The organism is Brevundimonas sp. GCM10030266, from assembly GCF_042666595.1.
In the GTDB taxonomy this organism is placed as follows: domain Bacteria; phylum Pseudomonadota; class Alphaproteobacteria; order Caulobacterales; family Caulobacteraceae; genus Brevundimonas.
Window position 1 is genome coordinate 371,863 of record NZ_JBHTCY010000002.1, and the last position, 22,078, is coordinate 393,940.

Genomic DNA, 22,078 nt, shown 5'->3' on the forward strand with positions numbered 1-22,078 from the left:
CCCCTTGAGGGAGAAGGTGGCACGCGGAGCGTGACGGATGAGGGGTAGGCCAGACGCACGCCCGCCTCTTACCCGTCACCCTCAAACAGCCCCCTCATCCGAGCGGCTCCGCCGCCCACCTTCTCCCTCGAGGGGAGAAGGGATTTAGGCGGCTTCCGCCATCTGCTTGCGCGCATCGGCCCATCTGATCAGCGCGGCGCGCGGCCAGGCAACGATCCAGGAGCGGGCGGTGTACTTGCCTTCCTCGATCAGGGCCTTGCGGGTGGGCGACGAGGTCGCGGCGCGTTGGGTGTGGATGTCGCCCGGCCCCTGATGGACCAGGAAGGCGCCGTGTTTCAGCGGGTTCACGCGCAGATAGGCGAGGCGCGGGCTGATCTGCTCCAGCGGCGGATCGTAGAACCACGACGAGCCCAGCATGCCCGCCATTTCCGGGCGACGCTTGAGGATTTCGGCGGCGGTGGCCCAGGCGCGGTCCCAGCCGGCCTCGTTGAAGTCCGACAGTTCGCGACTTTCGGTGTGCACCTCCAGCCAGGGCTTCCACGACTGGGCGGCGGCGTAGGCCGGGATCACCGACCAGCCCCAGCCTTCGCGGGCGTGGCGCAGGATCTGGCCCGGCCCCATGGGCGAGGACAGGTCGATCATCTGGGTGCGGGCGCCGGGCACGCTGAGGACCAGCGAGATGCGTACATCCTTGGCCCAGAAGTCGCGGTCGTAGGGATTGGCGCCCTCGGTCAGGAAGGCGGCGAGGCGGTCGATCCATTGCGGATAGAGCTCAAGCGAGGCCAGCGGCAGGTCGGCCGCGGGGACGCGGGCGGGCATCTCCAGCGCCCAGATGGCCACGAGCGCGCGGCGGTGGTCGTCGGTCAGGGCCGGGCCGAAGGCGGCTTGCAGCGCCTCCTCGGCGCGGTGGCCGGGCTGGTCGAAGTCCCAGTGCGGGGCGGAGGCGAGCGCGGCGGCGGCGGCGGAGTCCTTGAGCGCGTGCAGGCGGGCGCGGTCCTCGGCCGGGACACGGTTCAGAACAGCCTCGAACGCGGCGATGTGGGCGGGCGTGAGCGTTTCCATGGCCGCAGCCTGCACCGGCAGCGGTTTGCCGACGGTTAAGCGGGCGCGAGAAAAGGGCCGGAGACGGGCGCCGGCCTGATGATCAGGACAGGATCGTCGGCTGGACCCACCAGTCCGGGCGCTGCTGTGCGAGCCACCGGGCGGCGACGGCCGCGCCCGCATCCGTGTCGAACAGGGCGAAGACCGTGGCGCCGGACCCGGACATCCGCGACAGGCGGACGCCGGGGAGCTCGGCGGCGGCCTGGAGCGCCGCGCCGATGGCGGGCTGGAGGGCCAGCGCGGGCGACTGGAGGTCGTTGCGCAAGGCAGCCAGCCAGTCGAGGACGACCGGCAGGCTCCAGTCCCGCGGCGGCGCGGGACGGTCGGCAGTCGCGGGCGGTCCGGCGTCATAGCCGCGATAGACCGCGCCGGTGGGGGACGGCACGCCGGGATTGATCAGGACAGCGGGCAGCGGCGGCAGGGCCGGTTCGAACGTCAGCTGGTCGCCCCGCCCCTCGGCCCAGGCGGCGCGGGCGTGCAGGCACATGGGGCCGTCGGCGCCGATCAGTGCGGCCACTTCGGCGAGCGCCTGATCGTCCATCGACAGGTTCAGCCCGTCCCGGGCCAGCTTCAGGGCGGCGCCCGCATCCGAGGAACCGCCACCGAGACCGGCGGCGATGGGCAGACGCTTGTCGAGGGTGAAGGCCAGCTCCGGCTCGGCCAGGCCCGCCGTATCCGCCAGGGCGCGGACGGCGCGCAGGATGAGGTTGTCCCCCTCCCCGCCCAGTCCGGCGGCGAAGGGGCCGGTGACAGTCAGGGACAGGCGGTCCGACGGGGCGACGCTAACCCGGTCACCGGCATCCGCGAAGGCGACCAGGCTGGCGAGCGGATGGTAGCCGTCGGCGTCCAGCGGGCCGACGTGCAGGAACAGATTGACCTTGGCCGGAGCCAGGGCGGACGCGAGCGCCGGGGCGTCAGCCATGGTTCAGGGCTGGGCCGTGGCGACCGGCGTGGGCTCAGGCAGGCCCGAAACCAGCTTCTGCTCGATCTCCGCGCGGCGCTCGGCGTCAGGGTCGAGGGTCAGGACGCGGTTCCACTGCCAGCCCGCCTCGCGACGACGCCCGACCTGCCAGTAGGCGTCGCCGAGGTGGTCGTTGATCTCGGCGTTGGCCGGTTCCTTGGCGACCGCGCCCTCGAGCGTGACCACGGCGGTCTCATACTGGCCCTGGCGGTACTGGGCCCAGCCGAGGGAGTCCTGGATGTTGCCGTTCTCGGGGTCGGCGGCGTGGGCGCGGGCGATCATCTCGGCGCCCTGATCCACGCGGCGGCCGCTGTCGACCCAGAGGTAGCCGAGATGGTTGAGCAGGATCGGATTTTCCGGATGGGCCTGAAGCGCGGTCCAGAGCTCGTTCTCGGCCTCCTCGACGCGGCCCACGGCTTCCAGCGCCGCGCCGCGCATGAAGCGGACATCGGCGGTCTGGTCGGCGGTGTTGAGCTCCGGACCGTTGAGCACGGCCAGCGCCTCCTCGTTCCGGTCCATGGCCAGAAGCTGGCCCGCGAGCGACAGGCCCAGACGGGTCTGGCCGGGTGCGGCCTCCCAGGCGGAGGTCAAGGCGGCGAGCGCCGGCTCGTCCTGCTCCTCGCGCTGATAGCTGAGGCCGAGATTGTAGCGGGCGGCGGCGTAAACGACCTCATTGCCCTGGCCGACGCGCTCGAACGCCTGACGGGCGGCGTCCTCCTGCTGATCGGAGGCCAGCGCCATGCCGAGACGCAGGGTGGTGGTGTCGGACGGCTGCAGGCTCTCCGACAGGCGCAGGAGCAGGGCGGTGAGCTTGTGATCCTGACGCTCGGTGGCGATCAAGGAGGCGAAGTCGAGGGCGGCGGCGACGCTGGCCTTCGGCGTCGGCGCGGCGGGCGGACGGCCGCGGGTCGACAGGCGCGCCAGACCATCGAGCGCGCCGGGATCGGGCGCCGGTCCGGCCAGCGAGCCCTGATACAGGGCCAGGGCCTCCTCGCGCCGACCGCGGCGCTCAAGGAATTCGCCATAGCGGATGGTGAACAGGCGCGCCCCGTTCGGCAGGGCGATCAGCGCCTTGTATTCGGCCTCGGCCTCGTCGTGGCGACGGCGGGCTTCGAGCGCCTGCGCGCGCTGGAGATGAAGAATGAGGGCCGCCGGATCCTGGACGTTGACCGTGACCGGACGCAGCGCCGTCTCCCAGTCTCCGGTCGCCGCCGCCAGCGACGGGGTGATGTACTGGCCGATGCTGGCGAAGGGCTGGACCAGCGGGCGTTCACGGATCGCGGCATAGGCGGCCCGGGCGTCGCCGTCGCGCAGGGTGGCGATGATGGTGACCAGTCGCCCCGCCTCGCCCAGTTCTGTCTGACCTTCCACGGCGGGGGTCAGACGGACGACGGTGTCGAGCTCGCCGCTGAACAGGCTGGTCAGGAAGGCTTCGTTCGAGAGCTTGGGCTGCTCGGGGACGAGGATCTGGCTCTCGGAGAGGAGACGCGCGGACTCGGCGCTGTCACCGCGGAAGCTGGCGATGCGGCCGGCCAGATAGAGGCCATAGGCGGAGCGGCCTTCCGCATCGACGGGAACAGGCGCCCAGACCTCGGGGATGGGCGGCGCGGCGGGCTCGGCCTCGGCGACCGGCTCACCGGTCGGGACCACGGCGGGCGGATGCGGGTCCGGCGCATCCTCCGGCGCCGGAATCGGCGTGGCCGGAACGATGATCGGGGCCTCCTGCGCGAAGGCGGGAGAGGCCAGGGCCAGCAGGGCGCAGCCGGTCAGGAGCAGGCGAAGCGAGGAAGAGCGCATGGCCGCGACCCTTCCCGCTTTATGCGGCGGCGACAAGGCCTGTCGCCGCCTCCGGCTCACATATTCGGATAGTTCGGGCCGCCGCCGCCTTCGGGCGTGGTCCAGACGATGTTCTGCGACGGATCCTTGATGTCGCAGGTTTTGCAGTGGACGCAGTTCTGGGCGTTGATCTGGAAGCGCGGCTCGCCGCCGCCTTCCGGGGTCAGCACCTCGTACACGCCCGCCGGGCAATACAGACGCGCGGGCTCGCCGTATTTCGGCAGGTTGACGCGGATCGGCACCGACGGATCCAGCAGCTTCAGGTGGGCCGGCTGGTCCTCGGCGTGGTTGGTGTTGGAGATGAAGACCGACGACAGCTTGTCGAACGACAGCTTCCCGTCCGGCTTCGGATAGGCGATCGGCTTGTGCTTCGAGGCCAGCTCGGTGGAGGCGGCGTCGGTCTTGGTATGCTTCATCGTCCCGAACAGGGAGAAGCCGCCGAACAGAGTGCCGAACCACATGTCGAACAGGCCGACGGCGCCGCCGATGCTGGTGCCCAGCTTGGACAGCAGGGGCTTGGCGTTCCGGACGAGCTTCAACTCCTTGTAGACCCAGCTGTTCTCATAGGCGGTCTGGTACTCGACCAGTTCATCGCCCGAGCGACCGGCCATGACGGCGTCATAGGCGGCGTCGGCGGCCAGCATGCCGGTCTTCATGGCGTTGTGGCTGCCCTTGATGCGCGGGACGTTCACGAAGCCCGCCGAACAGCCGATCAGGGCGCCGCCCGGGAAGGCCAGCTTCGGCACCGACTGGAAGCCGCCCTCGGTGATGGCGCGGGCGCCGTAGGAGATGCGCGTACCACCCTCCAGATGCTCGGCGATCGAGGGGTGGTGCTTGAAGCGCTGGAACTCATCGAAGGGCGAGATGAAGGGGTTCTTGTAGTTCAGGTGAACCACATAGCCGACGGTCACGTAGCGATCGCCGAAGTGGTACAGGAAGCTGCCGCCGCCGGTGAACTCGTCCAGCGGCCAGCCGGTCGAGTGCTGGACCAGACCGGGCTGGTGCTTCTCGGCCGGAATCTGCCACAGCTCCTTGATGCCGATGCCGAACTTCTGGGGGTCGGCGGCGTCGCACAGGTTGTGGCGGGCCATGATGGTCTTGGCCAGCGAGCCGCGCACGCCTTCGGCGATGAAGACGTATTTGCCGTGCAGCTCGATGCCCGGCTGGAACTCACCGGTGGGCTTGCCCTCGCGGTCGATTCCGAAGACGCCGGCGACGACGCCCTTCACGCGACCGGTGGGCTCATCCCACACGACATGGCTGGCGGCCATGCCCGGATAGACCTCGACGCCCAGCGCCTCGGCCTGCTCGCCCAGCCAGCGGGCGACATTGCCCAGCGAGGCGATGTAGCAGCCGTCGTTGTGCATCAGCGGCGGGAAGGCGAACATCGGGAGCGGCAGGACGCCCTGCGGCCCGAGCAGCAGGAATTTGTCCTTGGTGACGGGCGTCTCGAGCGGCGCGCCGCGTTCCTTCCAGTCGGGGAAGAGCTCGTTCAGGGCCTTGGGGTCGATGACGGCGCCGGACAGGATGTGGCCGCCGATCTCGGCCGATTTCTCCAGCACGGCGACGGAGATGTCCTTGCCGTCCTTCTCGGCGCGCTGCTTCAGGCGGATGGCGGCGGACAGGCCGGCGGGGCCGCCGCCGACGATGACGACATCGTATTCCATGACCTCGCGCTCGACGCCCGCCAGCGCCTCGGCCGGCGGCAGCTTGTCGATCACGGCTTCCTGCCAGGCGTTCTTCGCCCCGCCCTCGATCGCTTCCTCGGCCATGCCCGATTATCCTCGTTATTCGTATGGTCTTCCCTTGTTCGCTTATCGGAAGGTGACGCGGGGGCGGTCAAGGACTATCCCTGTGCGGACCGACATGAACGCCCAAGCCCTCGACACCGCAGCGACCGAAAGCCTGCTCGCCTTCTGGCGGGATGCGGGCGTCGACGCCTGTTTCGAGGACGCGCCGGTCGACCGCACCCATGTGGCGCCGCCGCCCGCGGTGAAGGCGGTGGCCAAGGCGACGGCCTCGGTGGTCGCCCTGCCCGCCACCGGCGATGCGGCGGCGGAGGCGCGACGACTGGCGGCCGGCGCCGAGACGCTGGAAGCCCTGGGCGAGGCCATCGCCGCCTTCACCGGATGCCCGCTGCGGGACATGGGCGCGAAACAGGCCGTCTTCTCGCGCGGCAATCCGCGGGCGCCGATCCTGATCATCGGCGAAGGCCCCGGCGCCGAGGAAGACGAGCGCGGCCAACCCTTCGTCGGCAAGGCGGGGCAACTTCTGGACCGGATGCTGGCCGAGGCCGGGCTGACGGACAGGGTCTTCATCACCAACACCGTCTTCTGGCGGCCGCCGGGCAACCGGACGCCGAGTCCGGCGGAACAGGCGGTCTGCGCCCCCTTCCTGGAACGCGCCTTCTTCCTGCTGAAGCCGAAGCTGGTGTTGTTGCTGGGCGCCGCGGCGGCCAAGTCGGTGCTGTCGACCGAGGACGGCATCATGAAGCTGCGCGGCCACTGGAAAGAATGGCGGCTGGCCGAGGGCAATGTCTCGGCGCCGGCCCTGCCGACCTTCCACCCCGCCTTCCTGCTGCGCACCCCGATGGCGAAGAAGGCGGCCTGGGCCGATATGCTGGCGCTTGCGGCCAAGCTGGACGCCGCCGCGGACTGATCCGCCGTTAACTTTGGCGACGCAAAACGGCCCCAAAAATCCGGAAAACTTGACATGGGTCGAGGGCGTGGCGCCTTTTTGATCTGACGACCGAACGAACAGCGAGACGCCGAACCGCGCGAGACGGTCAGGGGTCCGCTCTCAGGGGGGCCGCCTCAGTGCCTGTTTCTTTCCGCCGCGCGATCCTCGCGCCGACGCTTGTTCTTGCGCTGACCGCCTTCGGCGGCATGGCCCATGCGGACGAGGATGATCCCCGCGCGCCCAGCGCATTGAGCCCCGCCGACCGGCTCAGCTACACCACCGCCTTCGACGCCCTGCGCCGGGGCGACCTTGAGGCCGCCCGCGCCTCGGCCCGACAGGCGCAGGACCGGGTGCTGCTGGGGACCGTCGAGTTCGAGCGCCTGTTCCACAGCAGTCACACCGCCACCTACGAGGAATTGGCCGCCTGGCTGGAAGAGTATTCGGACCTGCCCAATGCGGACCGGGTCTACAGTCTGGCCATGCGCCGTCGTCCGGACGGGGCCGCCGAGCCGCGCCGGGCCTCGCGCTTCTCGAACCGCAGCTGGGCCGCCGCATCCGCCGCGGGCCAGAACACCGAGGGCGATCCGCTGAAGGCCGCCCGCGTCGCCCTGAACCGCGATGACCTGGCCGGCGCCGTGATCCTGGGACAGGAGGTCGGCGACTGGTGGACCGTGGGGCTGGCCCAGTACCGGCTGGGTGAGTTCGGCGCCGCGACCAACGCCTTCGAGACCGTGCTGAACGATCCGACCGAAGACAGCTGGGTGCGCGCCGGCGCGGGCTTCTGGGCCGCGCGTTCGGCCGGCCGGTCGAGCCAGCAGGACCGGGTGCAGCCGCTGCTGCGTCGCGCCGCCGCCTGGCCCGCCACCTTCTACGGCCAGATCGCCCTGCGACAGCTGGGCGAGGATGTCGCCATCGAGAACATGGGGCCGCGCCCCTATCAGGCGGCGTCGCTACAGCGCGCAGCCTATTCGCCGGACGAGCCCATTGGCGTGCCGGCCGATGAACTGGAAGAGTTCGTCAGATCCGAGCCCCGCGCCCGCCGCACCGTCGCCTTCACCGAGATCGGTCGTCGCAGCGACGCCCGGCAGGAACTGCGGACCGGCATGCGGGCGGCGGCGACCGAACGCGGCCGCGAGCTGTGGGCCGCGCTGGGACGCGCGCTGGGACCGCGCGTAACCGGCTCGGACAATGACGTGCGGCGCGTGGACGCCAACAACTACGCCCAGCCGGTGATCGAGCCGGTCGGCGGCTTCACCATCGAGCGCTCGCTGGTCTATGCGATCGCCCGCAAGGAGACCGGCTTCAACGCCCGCGCCCGCTCCGGCGCCGGGGCCTATGGCCTGATGCAGGTGATGCCGACGACGGCGGCGGAGCTGACCGGTGACCGGGGCTTCGTCAGCTCGCCGGACCGGCTGTTCGACCCGGCGGTGAACGCCCGCCTCGGCCAGGCCTATGTGAACCGCGTGCTGGCCATGCCGGAGATCAACGGCGACCTGCTGCGGGTCGCGGCCTCGTACAACGCGGGGCCGGGCCCGATGATGGCCGCTGTGCGCAAGCTGGGACCGGACGCCGACCCGCTGCTGCTGATCGAGACCATCGATGTGCCGCAGGCTCGCGACTATGTGGAGAAGGTGGTCGCGGCCTACTGGGTCTACCAGCGCATGAACGGCCTGCCGCTGAACACGCTGGACGCCGTGGCGTCAGGCGCGCCGCTGGTTCCGCTGAGCCTGGACTATGTGCCGCCGCCTCCGCTGCCGGCGCAGCCGGTTGAAGTGGCGGCCGTTCAGCCGACGGGCGGTTAAAGCCCGGCCAGCAGGAGGGCCGGCAGACAGCAGGCGACCACGATCAGCAGTCCGTACACCAGCAGGCTGGGGCGGCGGGCGGCGACGGGCTGGGGCGCTTGCATCGACATGACAGACCTCGAACGCTTCGCTGCGTTCAGGTTTCCACGAATACCGCCGTTGTCTTAAGGCCGGGTTCGGGTGTGCGGTTAACGCAACGCCGCCTCTGACCACTCGAGGAAGTCCGGCTGCGCCAGCAGGGCGTCGCAATAGGCCTGGGCCGTCCCATCATCGCCGACGTCCGCCAGGTTGACCTGGAAGTGGCGGAAACGGGTCGCCACCGGGGTGAAGAAGGCGTCCGAGATCGACCATTCGCCGAACAGATACGGGCCGCCGGCGCCGAACCGGGCGCGCATCTCCATGAACAGCGAGACGAGGCGGCGGATATCGCGCTCCAGCCCCTCCCCGGTCGGCAGGGGCGAGCGGTCCGGGCCGACCATGGTGTGATCGGGGCCCATGCCGCAGTGGGTGCGCAGGGCCATGAAGCCGCCATGCATCTCGCAGGCGGCGGATCGGGCCAGCCAGCGGGCGTGGGGATCGGCGGGCCAGAGTCTGGCCTCGGGATAGCGTTCAGCGCACCAGACCGAGATGGCCATGGAATCCCAGATGGTCTCGCCCTCGACCTTCAGGAGAGGAACCAGGCGGGAGGGCGAGATGCGCGCCAGCTCGGCCTGACCGGCGGGGGAGTAGATGTCGATCTCGGTCGTGGTGAAGTCCGCGCCGCAGCGCTTGAGCACCAGCCAGGGGCGCAGGGACCAGGTCGAATACAGGCGCGGCCCGATGATCAGTTCCATTTGAAATCCCTCCCGGTTCGGGTCCGTTCATAGGGCGGGACGCGACCGGATGCGACCGAGATTGATCGCGCGAAACACAAGCGGCGCTTGACTCGGAGGCCCCATCACCCGACACGGCCCGTCCATGATCACGCGCTATTCCCGCCCCGACGCCGTCGCCATCTGGTCGCAAGAGACCAAGTACAAGATCTGGTTCGAGATCGAGGCCCACGCCGCCACCAAGATGGCCGAGCTGGGGGTCATTCCGACCGACGCCGCCGAAGCCATCTGGGCCAAGGGCAAGGATGCGGTCTTCGACGCCGACCGGATCGACGAGATCGAGCGCACCACCAAGCATGATGTCATCGCCTTCCTGACCCATGTGGCCGAGATCGTCGGCGAGGAAGCCCGCTTCCTGCACCAGGGCATGACCTCGTCGGACGTGCTGGACACCTGTTTCGCGGTCCAGCTGGCCCGCTCGGCGGACCTGCTGATCGGCGGCGTGGATCGCGTGCTGGCGGCGCTGGAGACCCGCGCGAAAGAGCACAAGTTCACCCCGCAGGTCGGTCGCAGCCACGGCATCCACGCCGAGCCGATCACCTTCGGCCTGAAGCTGGCCGGCTATCACGCCGAGTTCCAGCGGGCGAAGCGCCGCCTGATCACCGCCAAGGAAGAGATCGCCACCTGCGCCATCTCGGGCGCCGTGGGCACCTTCGCCAACGTCGATCCGGCCGTTGAGCAGTACGTCGCCGACAAGATGGGCCTGCAGGTCGAGCCGGTCTCGACCCAGGTCATCCCGCGAGACCGCCACGCCGCCTTCTTCGCGGCCCTGGGCGTGGTCGCCTCGTCGATCGAGCGTCTGGCGACGGAAGTGCGCCACCTGCAGCGCACGGAAGTGCTGGAAGCCGAGGAGTTCTTCGACAAGGGCCAGAAGGGTTCGTCGGCCATGCCACACAAGCGCAACCCGATCCTGACCGAGAACCTGACGGGTCTGGCCCGTCTGGTCCGCTCGTCGGTGGTGCCGGCGATGGAAAACGTCGCCCTGTGGCACGAGCGGGACATCAGCCACTCGTCGGTCGAGCGCGGCATCGGCCCGGATGCGACCATCCATCTGGACTTCGCCCTGCACCGTCTGGCCGGCGTGGTCGAGCGGATGAACATCTATCCGGAGAACATGCAGAAGAACATCGACCTGCTGGGCGGACTGGTGCACTCGCAGCGCGTGATGCTGGCCCTGACGCAGGCGGGCGTGAGCCGCGAGGACGCCTATGCCGCCGTGCAGGAGAACGCCATGAAGGTGTGGCGCGGCGAAGGTCGCTTCCTCGACTTCCTGAAGGCCGACGCCCGCGTCACCCTGCCGGAAGCCCAGCTGGAGGCCCTGTTCGATCTCGGCTACCATACCAAGCATGTGGACACGGTGTTCGCCCGGGTGTTCGGAGAGTAATCCATGACATCCATGACGCTCCTCATGCTTGTCCTGGCCATGGGCTTTCAGCAGGCTGAAGCCCCTCGGGCCGAGCGAGCGCCGGTGGAACTGACCCGTGTGGTCGACGACGGTGCGGCGGAGCGTTGCATCGGCAGCCTGGTCGGCTTCTCCAACGTGCCGGTGCAGTGCACGGTCGCCGCTGACGGGTCCATGCGGCAGTGCGAGTTGCTCACCCAGAACGAGGCGGTGCTGCGGTATCGTAGCCGGTTCGAGTGCATGGCGGCCGCGACCCGTGTTTATGGCCCCGACGGGGCTCCGGCGGTGGGCCGCGTCGTGCGGATGACCATGAACGGGAGATCGGAATTCTATCGCCCGCGTCAGTAACTCCCTACCGCCGATCATCGGGGCGAACACCCGCCTGCTGATCCTCGGCAGCCTGCCCGGCGAGGCCTCGCTGAAGGCCGGGCAGTACTACGGCCATCCGCGCAACGGCTTCTGGCCGCTGGTCGGCGGGGTGATCGGGCACCCCGATCTGAAAGCGCAGCCCTATGAGACGCGGCTGGACCTGTTGCGGGCGCACGGGATCGGGCTGTGGGACGTGATCGCCGAGGCGACGCGGGTCGGCAGTCTGGACACAGCCATCCGCATGCCGACCCATGCGGACCTGAAGACCCTGATCGCCAGCCTGCCCCAACTGCGCGCCATCGCCTTCAACGGCGGCAAGGCGGCGAAGGAGGGAGAGCGGGTTCTGGGGCCGGATGAGGGGCGGATCGCGCGGCTGGTTCTGCCGTCCAGCAGCCCCGCGATGGCGAAACCGCTTGCGTGGAAGGCCGAACATTGGGCCATCTTGGCGCCCTACGTCGCCTCCCCGACCGAGACCGCATGATCCTGACCCTCTCCTGCCCCGACCGGCATGGCATCGTGGCCGCCGTTTCGGCCTTCCTGTTCCAGCGCGACGCGAACATCTCGGACGCCCAGCAGTTCGGCGATCCGTCGACGGAGACCTTCTTCATGCGGGTGGTGTTCGAGCCCGCCGAGGGGGACGACATCGACGCCCTGCGCGACGCTTTCGGCGCGGTCGCGACGCGATTCGGCATGGATTGGACCCTGCGCGGGCCGGAGCCTCGGCGGGTGATGATCCTGACCTCGCGGTTCGATCACTGTCTGGCGGACCTGCTGTATCGCTGGCGGGCCGAGGAACTGCCGATGACGATCACCGGCATCGTGTCCAATCACCCGCGTCATCAGATCGGCCATGTCGACCTGGGCGACCTGCCCTTCCACCATCTGCCGGTCAGCAACGCGGACAAGGCGGCGCAGGAGGCGGAGCTGCTGCGGCTGATCGAGGAGACGGACACCGAATTGGTGGTTCTGGCGCGCTACATGCAGATCCTGTCGGACGATCTGGCCGGGCGGCTGGAGGGCCGGTGCATCAACATCCACCACTCCTTCCTGCCGGGCTTCAAGGGCGCCAAGCCCTATCATCAGGCGCATGCGCGCGGGGTGAAGGTGATCGGGGCGACCGCCCACTACGTCACCGCCGACCTGGATGAGGGGCCGATCATCCAGCAGGACGTGGAGCCGATCAGCCACCGCGACACGCCCGAGGATCTGGTGCGCAAGGGCCGGGACATCGAGCGGCGGGTGCTGGCGCGGGCCGTGGCGCACCATCTGGAGGACCGGGTGCTGCTGAACGGCTCCAAGACCGTGGTCTTCGCCGACTGAGGCGCAACGAAAAGGGCCGCCCCGTCACCGGAGCGGCCCTGATTCTGTCCGGTATGAGCCGGGATTACTCGCCGTTGCGGATCTGCTCGCGGGCGACCGACGACAGCTCGTCCATCTTGCGGCGGATTTCGCCTTCCGAGACGGTCAGGCCCGAGCCTTCGAAGTCCTGGGCGACCTTGCGGAAGACGTCTTCCTCGCCCGGCTGCTCGAAATCGGCGCGGACGACGGCGGCGGCGTACTGGGCGGCGCTTTCGTCGTTCAGGCCCATCTTCTCGGCGGCCCACAGACCCAGCAGCTTGTTCCGGCGAGCCGTCGCCTTGAACTCCTGCTCCTCATCGAGGGCGAACTTGGCCTCGTAGCCCTTTTCGCGATCGTCAAAGGTGGTCATGGGCGTCTGCAGGCTCCTCAAACGGCCGGGAGGATGGCCGCGTCGCGCTGCTCTAAGCCGCGACCGGGTCGAACGCAACCGGAACCGATGGGTTGCGGCGGCTTGTCCGCCTTCGGTGTCATTAACGCCGCGCGTTTGTATCGTGAGGCGTGTTCCGCTAAGGAGGCCGCGACGATTTTACCCGCCTCCCCGATTCCGGATCGCGCTGACCAGACCTACGCGCTGGCCGCGCGTTTTTTGTTTCCGGAGAGGCCCGCCTGGACGAGACCCCATGAACGTCAAGCGCAAGAAGCTCTACGAGGGCAAGGCCAAGATCCTGTATGAAGGACCCGAGCCCGGCACCCTGATCCAGTACTTCAAGGACGACGCCACCGCCTTCAACGGCGAGAAGAAGGCCCAGCTTGAGGGCAAGGGCGTCATTAACAACCAGATCAGCGAATTCATCATGTCGCGCCTGAACGGCATCGGCGTGACGAACCACTTCATCAAGCGGCTGAACCTGCGCGAGCAGCTGATCCGCGAAGTCGAGATCATTCCGCTGGAAGTCGTGTGCCGCAACGTCGTGGCCGGCTCGATGAGCAAGCGCCTCGGCATCGAGGAAGGCACGCCCCTGCCCCGGTCGATCATCGAGTTCTACCTGAAGAAGGACGAGCTCAACGATCCGATGGTGACCGAAGAGCACATCACCGCCTTCAACTGGGCCTCGACCCAGGAGCTGGACGACATCCTGGCGATGACCGTGCGCGTGAACGATTATCTGTCGGGCATGTTCGGCGCCGTCGGCATCCAGCTGGTCGACTTCAAGATCGAGTTCGGCCGCGTCTGGGAGAACGACTTCGCCCGCGTCATCCTGGCCGACGAGATCAGCCCGGACAGCTGCCGCCTGTGGGACACCACCACCGGCGAGAAGCTGGACAAGGACCGGTTCCGCCGCGACCTGGGCAATGTCATTGAAAGCTACACCGAAGTCGCGCGCCGCCTGGGCATCATGAAGGGCATGCCGACGGTCATTCAGGGAGGGCTGCACTGATGGCCAAGGTCAAGGTTCACGTCTTCCTCAAGCCGGGCGTGCTGGACGTCCAGGGCAAGGCCGTTGAAGGCGCGCTGAGCAATCTGGGCTGGGGCGGCGTCGCCAACGCCCGCGTCGGCAAGCTGATCGAGTTCGACTTCGCCGGCGAGGGCGACCCCGCCATCGAGGCGAAGAAGATGTGCGAGACGCTGCTGGCCAACACGGTAATCGAATCCTACCGGATCGAGGTCGCTTGAAGCGGATCGGCAAGCTGCTGGTCGTGCTGTTCATCCTCGCCGGCTGCGTGGTGTTCGCCTCCGCGCTGGCCGGCGGGTTGATGGATGACAGCGCCTTCACGCAAGCCGCCAAGGACGCGGCGCACTGACGTCGCGTCGCGGGTGACGGATCCGCGCCTGATGCGTTAAGTCTGCCGCGCCAATCGCGGGAGACGCCCATGACCTTCACCCTCACCTCCAACGACATCACCGACGGCGGCGTACTGCCGGACGCGCAGGTCCAGGCGAAGGGGAACACCTCGCCGCACCTGAAATGGTCGGGAGCGCCCGAGGGCACGAAGAGCTACGCCGTCACCTGCTATGATCCGGACGCCCCGACGGGCTCGGGCTTCTGGCACTGGACGGTGGCCAACATTCCCGCCGATGTGACCGAGCTGAAGACCGGCGCCTCGTCCGCCGACCTGCCGGCCGGAGCGGTCGAGGGCCGCACGGACTATGGCCCCGCGGGCTTCGGCGGCGCCGCCCCGCCTCCGGGCCACGGCCCGCACCGCTACATCTTCACCGTCTTCGCCGTGGACACGGAAAAGCTGGACGTGACGCCGGACAACTCGGGCGCGGTGTTCGGCTTCAACCTGCATTTCCATACGCTGGCCAAGGCCACGATCACCGCCACCTACGAGAACACCGAACAGGGGTGACGCCTGCGCGCAACGGTATGTGATCGCCGATCACATTCGTCGGGTTGAAGGGGGCGCGGCGCGACCTATGTTGCGGCGCAGCATTCTTTCCCCCGAGTAAGCCCATGACGCCCGTCGACGCCACGAAGCTTGAGTCCGACGGGATCGAACCGGCGAAATCCATGAAACCCGGCGCGGTGGCCCTGCTGCTGATCGCGCTGGGCATGGGCGGGTTCGCCATCGGCATCACCGAGTTCGCGGCGATGAGCGTCCTGCCCGCATTTGCGGAGGGGCTCGGCGTCGATGAGCCCACCGCCGGGCACGCCATCAGCGCCTATGCGGCGGGCGTGGTCGTGGGGGCGCCGATCCTGGCGGCGTTCGGCGCGCGGTTGCCGCGCTGGATCCTGCTGATCGGGCTGATGGGCCTGTTCGCCGTCGCCAATACGCTGAGCGGCCTGTCGCCGAACTTCAAGACCATGCTGGTCTTCCGCTTCCTGAGCGGCCTGCCGCACGGCGCCTATTTCGGGGTGGCGGCGCTGGTCGCGGCCTCGGCGGTGCCGCTGAAGTTCCGCACGCGAGCGGTGTCGACCATTCTGATGGGCCTGACCGTCGCGACCGTGCTGGGCGTGCCCGTGGTCAATCTGGTCAGTCAGGCGCATGGCTGGGAATGGACCTTCTATATCGTCGGCGCACTGGCGGTCCTGACCATGGCTCTGGTCGCCCTGTTCGCCCCGCGCGACCCGCCCCACCCGAACGCCAGCCCCCTGCGCGAACTGAAGGCGCTGAAGAACCGGCAGGTCTGGCTGACCCTGGGCGTCAGCGCCATCGGCTTCGGCGGCATGTTCGCCGTCTACGCCTATCTGGCCTCGGTGCTGCGCGAGGTGACCCACGTCGGCTCCGACATCCTGCCCTGGGTGTTCGCCGTGTTCGGCGTCGGCATGTTCACCGGCAACCTGCTGTGCGCCTGGGCCGGCGACCGGTTCGGCTTCAAGGCGGCGGCGGGGGTGCTGATCTGGAGCGCCGTCTCGCTGGCGCTGTATCCGCTGGCCTCCCATCACCTGTGGTCGATGCTGGTGATCGTGCTGTTCATCGGCTTCGGCGGCGGGCTGGGGTCGATCCTGCAGACGCGCCTGATGGATGTGGCCGGCGAGGCGCAGACGCTGGCGGCGGCGCTGAACCACTCGGCCTTCAACACGGCCAATGCGCTGGGACCGCTGCTCGCGGGAACGGCGGTCGCCGCGGGTTTGGGTTGGGCCGCTACAGGCTGGGTGGCCGTGGCGCTGACCTTGGGCGGGCTGGCGATCTGGGTCTGGGCCTGGTTGGATGGGAAACGGGCGGTCGCTGGAGCCTGAGCTCAATCCCGGGTATCATCGATCCATGACCGAGGTCACCGAAGAGATGATCTACGATCTGGCGGTCGCCATCCGCTCCGACCTGGACGACCTGCTTGTGAAGATGAAAGACCTCAAACTTGAGGCCACGGCGTTGCGCCTGGAGATCGAAAGTTTTCCGCGTTTCAGGCCAATCGATCCCGCGCACTGACATTTCGTTCGAACCCTGCTAAACGCCCGCGCCATGAGCGCAGCCGTCATCGTCTTCCCCGGTTCCAACTGTGACCGCGACTGCAAGGTCGCCGTCGAACGCTCCACCGGCGAACAGGTGCAGATGGTCTGGCATGCCGAGACCGAACTGCCCAAGGGGCTGGACCTGATCGTCCTGCCGGGCGGCTTCTCCTACGGCGACTATCTGCGCTGCGGCGCGATGGCGGCGCAGGCTCCGATCATGCAGGCGGTGAAGAAGGCGGCTGACGACGGCGTGGCCGTGGTCGGCATCTGCAACGGCTTCCAGATCCTGTGCGAGGCCGGACTGCTGCCGGGCGCCCTGCTGCGCAACTCGGGCCTCAAATACGTCTGCAAGCCGATCAGCCTGACCGTCGCCAACGGCCAGACCCGTTTCACCTCGGGCTATCAGGGCCAGCGCGAGGTCGTGATGACCCAGGGCAATGGCGACGGAAACTATTTCGCCGACGAAGAGACCCTGAAGCGGATCGAGGGCGAGGGCCAGGTGGTCTTCCGCTACGTCGACAATCCCAACGGCTCAGTCGCCGACATCGCCGGCATCCAGAATGCCCGCGGCAATGTGCTGGGCATGATGCCCCACCCGGACCGGGCCTTCGAGGCCGAGTTGGGTTCGGCGGACGGCGCGACCCTGTTCCAGAGCATTTACAACGCCGCCTGAGCCTGACGGCCGCTAGACGCCCCATGCGTCACCACCGGCGCCATAGGCGTCGATGGAGGTGAACAGGGCGGACACGAGGTCGCGTTCCTCGGCCGTCAGTTCGGGCTTCCAGACATCGAAGATCAGGATGGTGCGGTCCTGACCGCTGTCGTTGCGCGCCTCGTGCTCAATGGTGTCGTCGAAGGCCCAGGCCTCACCCTCGCGCCATTCGCGCACATCATTGCCCACGCGGAAGCGACTGCCCGGCGGGGCGATCAGCGGCAGGTGGCAGATCAGCCGCGTGTTGATCAGGCCGTGGTGCGGAGGGATCCGCGCGCCGGCGCCCAGTTTGGAGAACAGGATCGACGGGGTGCGGCCCGGCACCCGGCACAGGGGCAGGCCGTCCAAGGCCGCGAGCGTGCGGGGGCAGCGCGCCGCCAGCGGCTGCTCGACCCCGTCCTTCCAGAGGAAGAGGGCGCTCCAGTCCGGATTGTCGACCATGCCGACGGTGTCGCCATTGGGCCGGTCGGCGCGCTTTTCGACATAGGGACGGAACAACGCCGGCTCGGCCAGCAGGGCTTCCAGTTCGGCCCGGATCTCGGCGGCGGCGGCCTCGACCTGCGCCAGCCAGGGCACGGTCTCGCGCGGCTGGAACTGGATCTGCGGCAGTCCGGGGAGAAGGTAGAAAAGGGGCTGCTGCTGGTAGAGCTGCTTGCGTCCCGCCATCAGGTCGAGCGACAGGCTGAAACGGTCGCTGGAGGTGGCCGGGTCGAAACCGGACCGGCCAAGGCTTTCGGTGAGGTGGGCCTGAAAGCGATCCGCCTGGGCCCGCACGGCCTCGCGGGCCCTTTGAAGGTGCGGGAGGAGCTCCGGCGGGAGGCCGCGCCCGTCGCCCGCCAGCCTGAGCGCATTGGAATGGAAGGCCGCCGCCGCGCGCGCGTCGCCCAGCCCCTGCAGCGCGTCCCCCTTGGCGATCAGGGCGACGATATCGCGGGGATTGGCCTGCAGGCGATGCTCCGCCTCGGCCAGACGGCGACGAAACGTCTCCTGATCAATATTGCCCGCGATACTCATGCGGGGGATCGGAAATCGTCGAACGCCGCCCGTCAAGCCGCAACCGCCGCGAAACGGCGATCAGCCCTGCAGATCATCCTTGATGTTGCGGACGACCGGGTCGCCCGGCTCGTCGTCCTCATCAACGTCGGGCGTGGCGATGCCGCCCGGATCACGCTGGGCCTTGAGCTCGCGTTCGCCGAGGCCGAGGCCCTGTTCGCGGGCGCGGTCGGTTTCCACGAAATCGGTTTCGAAACGGGGTTTCTCTTCGGCCATCGATCTTCTCCGGAGGTGTGCAGGATGAACCGGTTCGAACCGCAGCGGTTCCGGTGAACCAAAGCCGTTCGCCGGACGTAACACCGACGACGCCAACGCCCCGGAGCCTGCATGTCCTCGATCGTTCGTCCGACCTCCGCCCAGATGACCCGCAGGCTGGTGGTTCTGGCGTGCGCCGTCTTCGCGGTCGTGATCGCCCAGGCGCAGATGCTGATGGGGTGGGGCCAGACGGCGGGCGAGTTCGCGGCGGACAGTGACGCGACCCTGAAGGTGGCGGGCTACGCCTTCTCCATCTGGGGCGTCATCTATCTGGGCCTGCTGATCTATGCGGTGCGGCAGGTGCTGCCCGCGACGGGGGAGAGCCCGCTGCTGAACCAGCTGGGCTGGCCGTCCGCCCTCGCCTTCCTTGGCATCGGCTGGTGGATCGTGGCGGCGGCCTTTGACTGGGAGATGGGCACCATCGCCCTGATCTTCGGCGCCTTGCTGGTGCTGCTGGTCCCGCTGCTGCTGAACGCCCGCGAGATCCGCGCCCTGCCCCGGATGGCGCGGGAGCGGTGGATGGTGGTCTGGCCGCTGGCCCTGCTGGCGGGCTGGCTGGGCATCGCCGCGCCGGTGAATGTGCTGACGGTGCTGACAGGGAACGGCGACCTGCCGACCGTTCTGGCCCCGACGGTCTGGGCGCTGATCGCCGTGGTGCTGGTGACGGCCAAGGCGCTGGCGGTGACCTGGGTTCTGCGCACCCCAGCCTTCGCCCTGCCGATCGCCTGGGGGCTGCTGGCGGTGTTCGTGGCCGAGATGGAGCGCAACCCGGCGCTGGCGGTCGGCGCGGTCATCGCCTCCGGCGTGACGCTGGTGGGCGCGGTGCTCCTGACCTTCCGGCTGAAGCCGCCGGTCGAGAAGCCCGCCTAATGGTCCTCGTCGATCTCGAAGACGCCTGATTCGCCAAAGCCGACGCTGCCCACGCCCGCAGCCGAGCCGGTCAGCCGCTGGCGGCGGCTGGCCATGGCGAGTTCAGGCGCCGCGGCCTTCAGACGGGCGGCCTCCTCCGGGTCATTCGACAGGTCCATCTGCTGATGATCCGGGGTGATCTGGTCGCGGCTGTGCATCGGTGATCCTCGGTTTCTCGGGCGTCACCGGATTCAATGGCCCGAACCGGTCGATGTTCCGCGCTGCGAGGCTGACAGAACCGCCTTCTGTCGCTAGAAGGCCGGGCCATGAGCGCTCCCGAAAAGACCATGGCCGAGCTGGCCGCCGAATACGGCCTGGCTCCGAACGAATATCAGGTCGTCCTGGACCGGCTGGGTCGAGAACCCAACCACGTCGAACTGGGCGTCTTCTCGGTGATGTGGTCCGAGCACTGCTCGTACAAATCCTCGAAGATCCATCTGGGCAAATTCCCGACCAAGGGGCCGCGGGTCATCTGCGGACCGGGCGAGAACGCCGGGGTCATCGATATCGATGACGGCGACGCCTGCATCTTCAAGATGGAGAGCCACAACCACCCGTCCTTCATCGAGCCCTATCAGGGCGCGGCGACGGGCGTGGGCGGCATCATGCGCGACGTCTTCACCATGGGCGCGCGCCCGGTGGCCCTGCTGAACGCCCTGCGCTTCGGCGACGTAGAGCACGAGAAGACCAGGCGTCTGGTCTCGGGCGTCGTCTCGGGCATCGGCGGCTACGGCAACTGCGTCGGCGTGCCGACCGTGGCGGGCGAGACGAACTTCCACGCCGGCTACAACGGCAACATCCTGGTCAACGCCATGTGCGTCGGCTTGGCGAAGTCGGACGCCATCTTCTACTCGGCCGCCCCGGCGGCGGGCCTGTCGGTGGTCTATTTCGGATCGAAGACCGGCCGCGACGGCATCCACGGCGCGACCATGTCGTCGGCGGAGTTCGACGATGAGTCGGAGAGCAAGCGCCCGACCGTGCAGGTCGGCGACCCGTTCGCCGAGAAGCTGCTGATCGAGGCGACCCTCGAACTGATGGCCTCGGGCGCCGTCGCCGCCATTCAGGACATGGGCGCCGCGGGCCTGACCTCGTCGTCGGTCGAGATGGCCGGCAAGGGCGGCGTCGGCATCGAGCTGAACATGGACGCCGTGCCCCAGCGCGAAGAGGGCATGACCGCCTATGAGATGATGCTGTCGGAATCGCAGGAGCGGATGCTGGCGGTTCTGAAGCCGGGCCGCGAGGAAGACGGCTACCGCATCTTCCAGAAATGGGGTCTGGACGCCGCCGTCATCGGCGTGACCACGGACACCGGCCGTCTGGTGCTGAAGCATCACGGCGAACTGGTCTGCGACGTGCCCCTGGCCCCGCTGTTCGACGACGCGCCCCTGTACGACCGTCCGTGGGTGCAGCCCGAGCTGCAGCCGCGCCTCGATCCGAAGGACGTGCCGGCTCCGGAAAGCTGGACCGACGCGGTGCTGAACGTCCTGACCTGCCCGGACATGGCGTCCAAGCGCTGGATCTGGGAGCAGTACGACCGCCACGTGATGGCCGACACCCTGCAGGACTCGGCCACCGGCGCCGACGCGGGCGTGGTGCGGGTGCATGGCACGGACAAGGGTCTGGCCGTCACCAGCGACTGCACCCCGCGCTATGTGCAGGCCGATCCCTATGAAGGCGGCAAGCAGTGCGTGGCCGAAGCCTGGCGCAACCTGACCGCCGTCGGCTCGCGCCCGATCGCCATCACCGACAACCTGAACTTCGGCAACCCGCAGCGCCCCGAGATCATGGGCCAGATCGTGCGCGCCATCGACGGCATGGCCGAGGCCTGCCGCGAGCTGGACTTCCCGGTCGTGTCGGGGAACGTCAGCCTCTACAACGAGACCAATGGCGTCGCCATTCCGCCGACCCCGACGGTCGGCGCGGTCGGCCTGCTGCCCAACTATGATGTGGTGACCGGCTTCGGCGGCGCCGCCGAGGGCGATGTGCTGGTGCTGATCGGCGAGACGCATGGCGAGCTGGGCTCGTCCATCTACCTGCGCGAAGTGCTGGGCCGCGAGGACGGCGCTCCGCCGCCGGTGGACCTGAAGCTGGAGCGCAAGACCGGCGACTTCGTGCGCGGCCTGATCGAGAACGGCGAACTGACGGTCGTGCACGACCTGTCGGACGGCGGTCTGGTGGGCGCGGCGGCGGATATCGCGCTGGCGTCGGACGTTGGCGTCGAGCTGAACGCCTCGAGCGCCGCCCACGCCCACGCCTTCCTGTTCGGCGAGGATCAGGCCCGTTATCTGGTGGCCGTCACCGACGCCAACGCCCTGATCGCGCAGGCCCACGAAGCCGGGCTGCACGCCTCGGTCGTCGGCGAGGTGAAGGGCGCGGACTTCGCGTCGTCGGGTCCGAAGGGCGAGCTGTTCCGCCTGCCGCTGGCGCACCTGCGCGAGATGCACGAAAGCTGGATGCCGACCTGGATGAACGGCTGATGCGCGCCGCGCTGGGCCTGACGCTTCTGATGATGCTGGCCGCCTGCGAGGGCGGCGGCGATCCGGTGCAGCAGGCCCTGCGCGACACGGCGGCGGCCAATCACTCGGCGGCGACGCCGGAGACGGCGGAGGTCGATCATTCGGCCCATGCGCCGGCGTCCGGCCCCACGCCCGGCGACCGCGCCTTCGCGGCGTCGGAAGCGGCCATGCACGCCGGGATGGCCACAGCCTCGGGCGAGACGATCGACGAGGCCTATATCGCCAAGATGATCGAGCACCACCGCGGCGCCGTGGCCATGGCCGATGTGGCGCTGGCCCGCTCGACCGATCCCGAGGTTCGCCGCATGGCGCAGGGGGTCAAGGACGCCCAGACCCGCGAGATCGCGGAGATGCAGGTCTGGAAGCCGGCGGGCCGGTAACCGGCGATATTCCGCCTTTCCGTCGCCGCATAGCGG

General features: G+C 68.7%; 25 protein-coding genes. 16 read left to right on the forward strand and 9 right to left on the reverse strand.

Features of this window, described 5'->3' with window-relative positions:
- Positions 1-144: 144 nt before the first annotated feature.
- From ACFQQC_RS08340 to ACFQQC_RS08355, 4 genes are all read right to left on the reverse strand, one after another.
- Positions 145-1,062, reverse strand: coding sequence for a hypothetical protein (locus tag ACFQQC_RS08340; protein WP_376861530.1), 918 nt, complete (start codon positions 1,060-1,062; stop codon positions 145-147).
- 82 nt (positions 1,063-1,144) lie between these two features.
- Complete coding sequence (locus ACFQQC_RS08345) at positions 1,145-2,023, reverse strand: 4-(cytidine 5'-diphospho)-2-C-methyl-D-erythritol kinase (RefSeq protein WP_376861532.1); 879 nt, start codon at positions 2,021-2,023, stop codon at positions 1,145-1,147.
- Positions 2,024-2,026: 3 nt separating this feature from the next.
- Positions 2,027-3,859, reverse strand: coding sequence for a tetratricopeptide repeat protein (locus ACFQQC_RS08350; RefSeq protein ID WP_376861534.1), 1,833 nt, complete (start codon positions 3,857-3,859; stop codon positions 2,027-2,029).
- A gap of 56 nt (positions 3,860-3,915) precedes the next feature.
- Complete coding sequence (locus ACFQQC_RS08355; protein WP_376862102.1) at positions 3,916-5,565, reverse strand: electron transfer flavoprotein-ubiquinone oxidoreductase; 1,650 nt, start codon at positions 5,563-5,565, stop codon at positions 3,916-3,918.
- Positions 5,566-5,764: 199 nt separating this feature from the next.
- On the opposite strand from ACFQQC_RS08355, the gene ACFQQC_RS08360 reads away from it, so the two are divergent.
- Positions 5,765-6,556, forward strand: a complete 792-nt coding sequence (locus ACFQQC_RS08360) for a uracil-DNA glycosylase (RefSeq protein ID WP_376861536.1) — start codon at positions 5,765-5,767, stop codon at positions 6,554-6,556.
- A 158-nt stretch (positions 6,557-6,714) separates the two neighbouring features.
- Entirely contained in the window at positions 6,715-8,379 is a 1,665-nt protein-coding gene (locus ACFQQC_RS08365) for a transglycosylase SLT domain-containing protein (protein WP_376861538.1), read from the forward strand.
- A gap of 188 nt (positions 8,380-8,567) precedes the next feature.
- Here ACFQQC_RS08365 and ACFQQC_RS08370 read toward each other — a convergent pair whose 3' ends face one another.
- A complete protein-coding gene (locus ACFQQC_RS08370) occupies positions 8,568-9,212 on the reverse strand; it encodes a glutathione S-transferase (protein WP_376861540.1) in 645 nt (214 codons plus the stop codon).
- A 124-nt stretch (positions 9,213-9,336) separates the two neighbouring features.
- Here ACFQQC_RS08370 and purB point away from each other — a divergent pair, with 124 nt between their 5' ends.
- Genes purB through purU form a run of 4 tightly spaced genes read left to right on the forward strand, consistent with a single transcriptional unit; the run spans position 9,337 to position 12,342 of the window.
- Positions 9,337-10,635 (forward strand): adenylosuccinate lyase, encoded by a 1,299-nt coding sequence (gene purB / locus ACFQQC_RS08375; protein ID WP_376861542.1) that lies wholly within the window; start codon positions 9,337-9,339, stop codon positions 10,633-10,635.
- Between the two features lie 3 nt (positions 10,636-10,638).
- Positions 10,639-11,001: a hypothetical protein gene (locus tag ACFQQC_RS08380; protein ID WP_376861544.1), complete on the forward strand. Its 363-nt coding sequence runs from the start codon at positions 10,639-10,641 to the stop codon at positions 10,999-11,001.
- Positions 11,002-11,053: 52 nt separating this feature from the next.
- Entirely contained in the window at positions 11,054-11,503 is a 450-nt protein-coding gene (locus ACFQQC_RS08385; RefSeq protein WP_376862105.1) for a DNA-deoxyinosine glycosylase, read from the forward strand.
- Positions 11,500-12,342, forward strand: a complete 843-nt coding sequence (gene purU / locus ACFQQC_RS08390) for a formyltetrahydrofolate deformylase (protein WP_376861546.1) — start codon at positions 11,500-11,502, stop codon at positions 12,340-12,342. Before ACFQQC_RS08385 ends, purU begins: the two co-directional genes overlap by 4 nt.
- Before the next feature lie 64 nt (positions 12,343-12,406).
- On the opposite strand, the gene ACFQQC_RS08395 is transcribed toward purU, so the two are convergent.
- The gene (locus tag ACFQQC_RS08395) at positions 12,407-12,730 is read right to left on the reverse strand and encodes a DUF1476 domain-containing protein (protein WP_376861548.1); all 324 of its coding nucleotides are present in this window, start codon (positions 12,728-12,730) and stop codon (positions 12,407-12,409) included.
- A gap of 271 nt (positions 12,731-13,001) precedes the next feature.
- On the opposite strand from ACFQQC_RS08395, the gene purC reads away from it, so the two are divergent.
- From purC to purQ, 7 genes are all read left to right on the forward strand, one after another.
- Positions 13,002-13,760, forward strand: coding sequence for a phosphoribosylaminoimidazolesuccinocarboxamide synthase (gene purC, locus ACFQQC_RS08400; protein ID WP_376861550.1), 759 nt, complete (start codon positions 13,002-13,004; stop codon positions 13,758-13,760).
- A complete protein-coding gene (gene purS, locus ACFQQC_RS08405; protein ID WP_376861552.1) occupies positions 13,760-13,996 on the forward strand; it encodes a phosphoribosylformylglycinamidine synthase subunit PurS in 237 nt (78 codons plus the stop codon). The genes purC and purS overlap by 1 nt, the downstream gene beginning before the upstream one ends.
- Positions 13,993-14,124, forward strand: coding sequence for a hypothetical protein (locus ACFQQC_RS08410; RefSeq protein ID WP_376861554.1), 132 nt, complete (start codon positions 13,993-13,995; stop codon positions 14,122-14,124). The genes purS and ACFQQC_RS08410 overlap by 4 nt, the downstream gene beginning before the upstream one ends.
- 69 nt (positions 14,125-14,193) lie before the next feature.
- Positions 14,194-14,673 carry a YbhB/YbcL family Raf kinase inhibitor-like protein gene (locus ACFQQC_RS08415; protein WP_376861555.1) on the forward strand — a complete coding sequence of 160 codons (480 nt, stop codon included), beginning with the start codon at positions 14,194-14,196 and terminating at the stop codon, positions 14,671-14,673.
- Positions 14,674-14,777: 104 nt separating this feature from the next.
- Positions 14,778-16,004 (forward strand): MFS transporter, encoded by a 1,227-nt coding sequence (locus tag ACFQQC_RS08420; protein ID WP_376861557.1) that lies wholly within the window; start codon positions 14,778-14,780, stop codon positions 16,002-16,004.
- A 25-nt stretch (positions 16,005-16,029) separates the two neighbouring features.
- Positions 16,030-16,194: a hypothetical protein gene (locus ACFQQC_RS08425; protein WP_376861559.1), complete on the forward strand. Its 165-nt coding sequence runs from the start codon at positions 16,030-16,032 to the stop codon at positions 16,192-16,194.
- A 33-nt stretch (positions 16,195-16,227) separates the two neighbouring features.
- Positions 16,228-16,890: a phosphoribosylformylglycinamidine synthase subunit PurQ gene (purQ, locus tag ACFQQC_RS08430; RefSeq protein WP_376861561.1), complete on the forward strand. Its 663-nt coding sequence runs from the start codon at positions 16,228-16,230 to the stop codon at positions 16,888-16,890.
- A 12-nt stretch (positions 16,891-16,902) separates the two neighbouring features.
- Here the strand turns inward: purQ and ACFQQC_RS08435 are convergent, their stop codons facing one another.
- Positions 16,903-17,943 (reverse strand): aspartyl/asparaginyl beta-hydroxylase domain-containing protein, encoded by a 1,041-nt coding sequence (locus tag ACFQQC_RS08435; protein WP_376861563.1) that lies wholly within the window; start codon positions 17,941-17,943, stop codon positions 16,903-16,905.
- 60 nt (positions 17,944-18,003) lie between these two features.
- Entirely contained in the window at positions 18,004-18,198 is a 195-nt protein-coding gene (locus tag ACFQQC_RS08440; protein ID WP_376861565.1) for a hypothetical protein, read from the reverse strand.
- Positions 18,199-18,309: 111 nt separating this feature from the next.
- On the opposite strand from ACFQQC_RS08440, the gene ACFQQC_RS08445 reads away from it, so the two are divergent.
- Positions 18,310-19,107, forward strand: a complete 798-nt coding sequence (locus ACFQQC_RS08445; protein ID WP_376861567.1) for a hypothetical protein — start codon at positions 18,310-18,312, stop codon at positions 19,105-19,107.
- On the opposite strand, the gene ACFQQC_RS08450 is transcribed toward ACFQQC_RS08445, so the two are convergent.
- Complete coding sequence (locus ACFQQC_RS08450) at positions 19,104-19,304, reverse strand: hypothetical protein (RefSeq protein WP_376861568.1); 201 nt, start codon at positions 19,302-19,304, stop codon at positions 19,104-19,106. The two genes, ACFQQC_RS08445 and ACFQQC_RS08450, sit on opposite strands and share 4 nt — an antisense overlap.
- A 108-nt stretch (positions 19,305-19,412) precedes the next feature.
- On the opposite strand from ACFQQC_RS08450, the gene purL reads away from it, so the two are divergent.
- On the forward strand, positions 19,413-21,623 hold the full coding sequence (gene purL, locus ACFQQC_RS08455) for a phosphoribosylformylglycinamidine synthase subunit PurL (protein WP_376861569.1): 2,211 nt from the start codon (positions 19,413-19,415) through the stop codon (positions 21,621-21,623).
- On the forward strand, positions 21,623-22,042 hold the full coding sequence (locus ACFQQC_RS08460) for a DUF305 domain-containing protein (protein WP_376861571.1): 420 nt from the start codon (positions 21,623-21,625) through the stop codon (positions 22,040-22,042). Before purL ends, ACFQQC_RS08460 begins: the two co-directional genes overlap by 1 nt.
- Positions 22,043-22,078: the final 36 nt, after the last annotated feature.

Bases quoted from the DNA above. Each gene is read 5' to 3' on its own strand.
- ACFQQC_RS08425 (WP_376861559.1), top strand. From the start codon at position 16,030: ATGACCGAGGTCACCGAAGAGATGATCTACGATCTGGCGGTCGCCATC.
- ACFQQC_RS08445 (WP_376861567.1), top strand. From the start codon at position 18,310: ATGTCCTCGATCGTTCGTCCGACCTCCGCCCAGATGACCCGCAGGCTG.
- ACFQQC_RS08340 (WP_376861530.1), bottom strand. From the start codon at position 1,062: ATGGAAACGCTCACGCCCGCCCACATCGCCGCGTTCGAGGCTGTTCTG.
- ACFQQC_RS08360 (WP_376861536.1), top strand. From the start codon at position 5,765: ATGAACGCCCAAGCCCTCGACACCGCAGCGACCGAAAGCCTGCTCGCC.
- purB (WP_376861542.1), top strand. From the start codon at position 9,337: ATGATCACGCGCTATTCCCGCCCCGACGCCGTCGCCATCTGGTCGCAA.
- purS (WP_376861552.1), top strand. From the start codon at position 13,760: ATGGCCAAGGTCAAGGTTCACGTCTTCCTCAAGCCGGGCGTGCTGGAC.
- purC (WP_376861550.1), top strand. From the start codon at position 13,002: ATGAACGTCAAGCGCAAGAAGCTCTACGAGGGCAAGGCCAAGATCCTG.
- ACFQQC_RS08395 (WP_376861548.1), bottom strand. From the start codon at position 12,730: ATGACCACCTTTGACGATCGCGAAAAGGGCTACGAGGCCAAGTTCGCC.
- ACFQQC_RS08440 (WP_376861565.1), bottom strand. From the start codon at position 18,198: ATGGCCGAAGAGAAACCCCGTTTCGAAACCGATTTCGTGGAAACCGAC.
- ACFQQC_RS08460 (WP_376861571.1), top strand. From the start codon at position 21,623: ATGCGCGCCGCGCTGGGCCTGACGCTTCTGATGATGCTGGCCGCCTGC.
- ACFQQC_RS08435 (WP_376861563.1), bottom strand. From the start codon at position 17,943: ATGAGTATCGCGGGCAATATTGATCAGGAGACGTTTCGTCGCCGTCTG.
- ACFQQC_RS08380 (WP_376861544.1), top strand. From the start codon at position 10,639: ATGACATCCATGACGCTCCTCATGCTTGTCCTGGCCATGGGCTTTCAG.
- ACFQQC_RS08355 (WP_376862102.1), bottom strand. From the start codon at position 5,565: ATGGAATACGATGTCGTCATCGTCGGCGGCGGCCCCGCCGGCCTGTCC.
- ACFQQC_RS08415 (WP_376861555.1), top strand. From the start codon at position 14,194: ATGACCTTCACCCTCACCTCCAACGACATCACCGACGGCGGCGTACTG.
- ACFQQC_RS08450 (WP_376861568.1), bottom strand. From the start codon at position 19,304: ATGCACAGCCGCGACCAGATCACCCCGGATCATCAGCAGATGGACCTG.
- purU (WP_376861546.1), top strand. From the start codon at position 11,500: ATGATCCTGACCCTCTCCTGCCCCGACCGGCATGGCATCGTGGCCGCC.
- ACFQQC_RS08370 (WP_376861540.1), bottom strand. From the start codon at position 9,212: ATGGAACTGATCATCGGGCCGCGCCTGTATTCGACCTGGTCCCTGCGC.
- ACFQQC_RS08345 (WP_376861532.1), bottom strand. From the start codon at position 2,023: ATGGCTGACGCCCCGGCGCTCGCGTCCGCCCTGGCTCCGGCCAAGGTC.
- purQ (WP_376861561.1), top strand. From the start codon at position 16,228: ATGAGCGCAGCCGTCATCGTCTTCCCCGGTTCCAACTGTGACCGCGAC.
- ACFQQC_RS08350 (WP_376861534.1), bottom strand. From the start codon at position 3,859: ATGCGCTCTTCCTCGCTTCGCCTGCTCCTGACCGGCTGCGCCCTGCTG.
- purL (WP_376861569.1), top strand. From the start codon at position 19,413: ATGAGCGCTCCCGAAAAGACCATGGCCGAGCTGGCCGCCGAATACGGC.
- ACFQQC_RS08420 (WP_376861557.1), top strand. From the start codon at position 14,778: ATGACGCCCGTCGACGCCACGAAGCTTGAGTCCGACGGGATCGAACCG.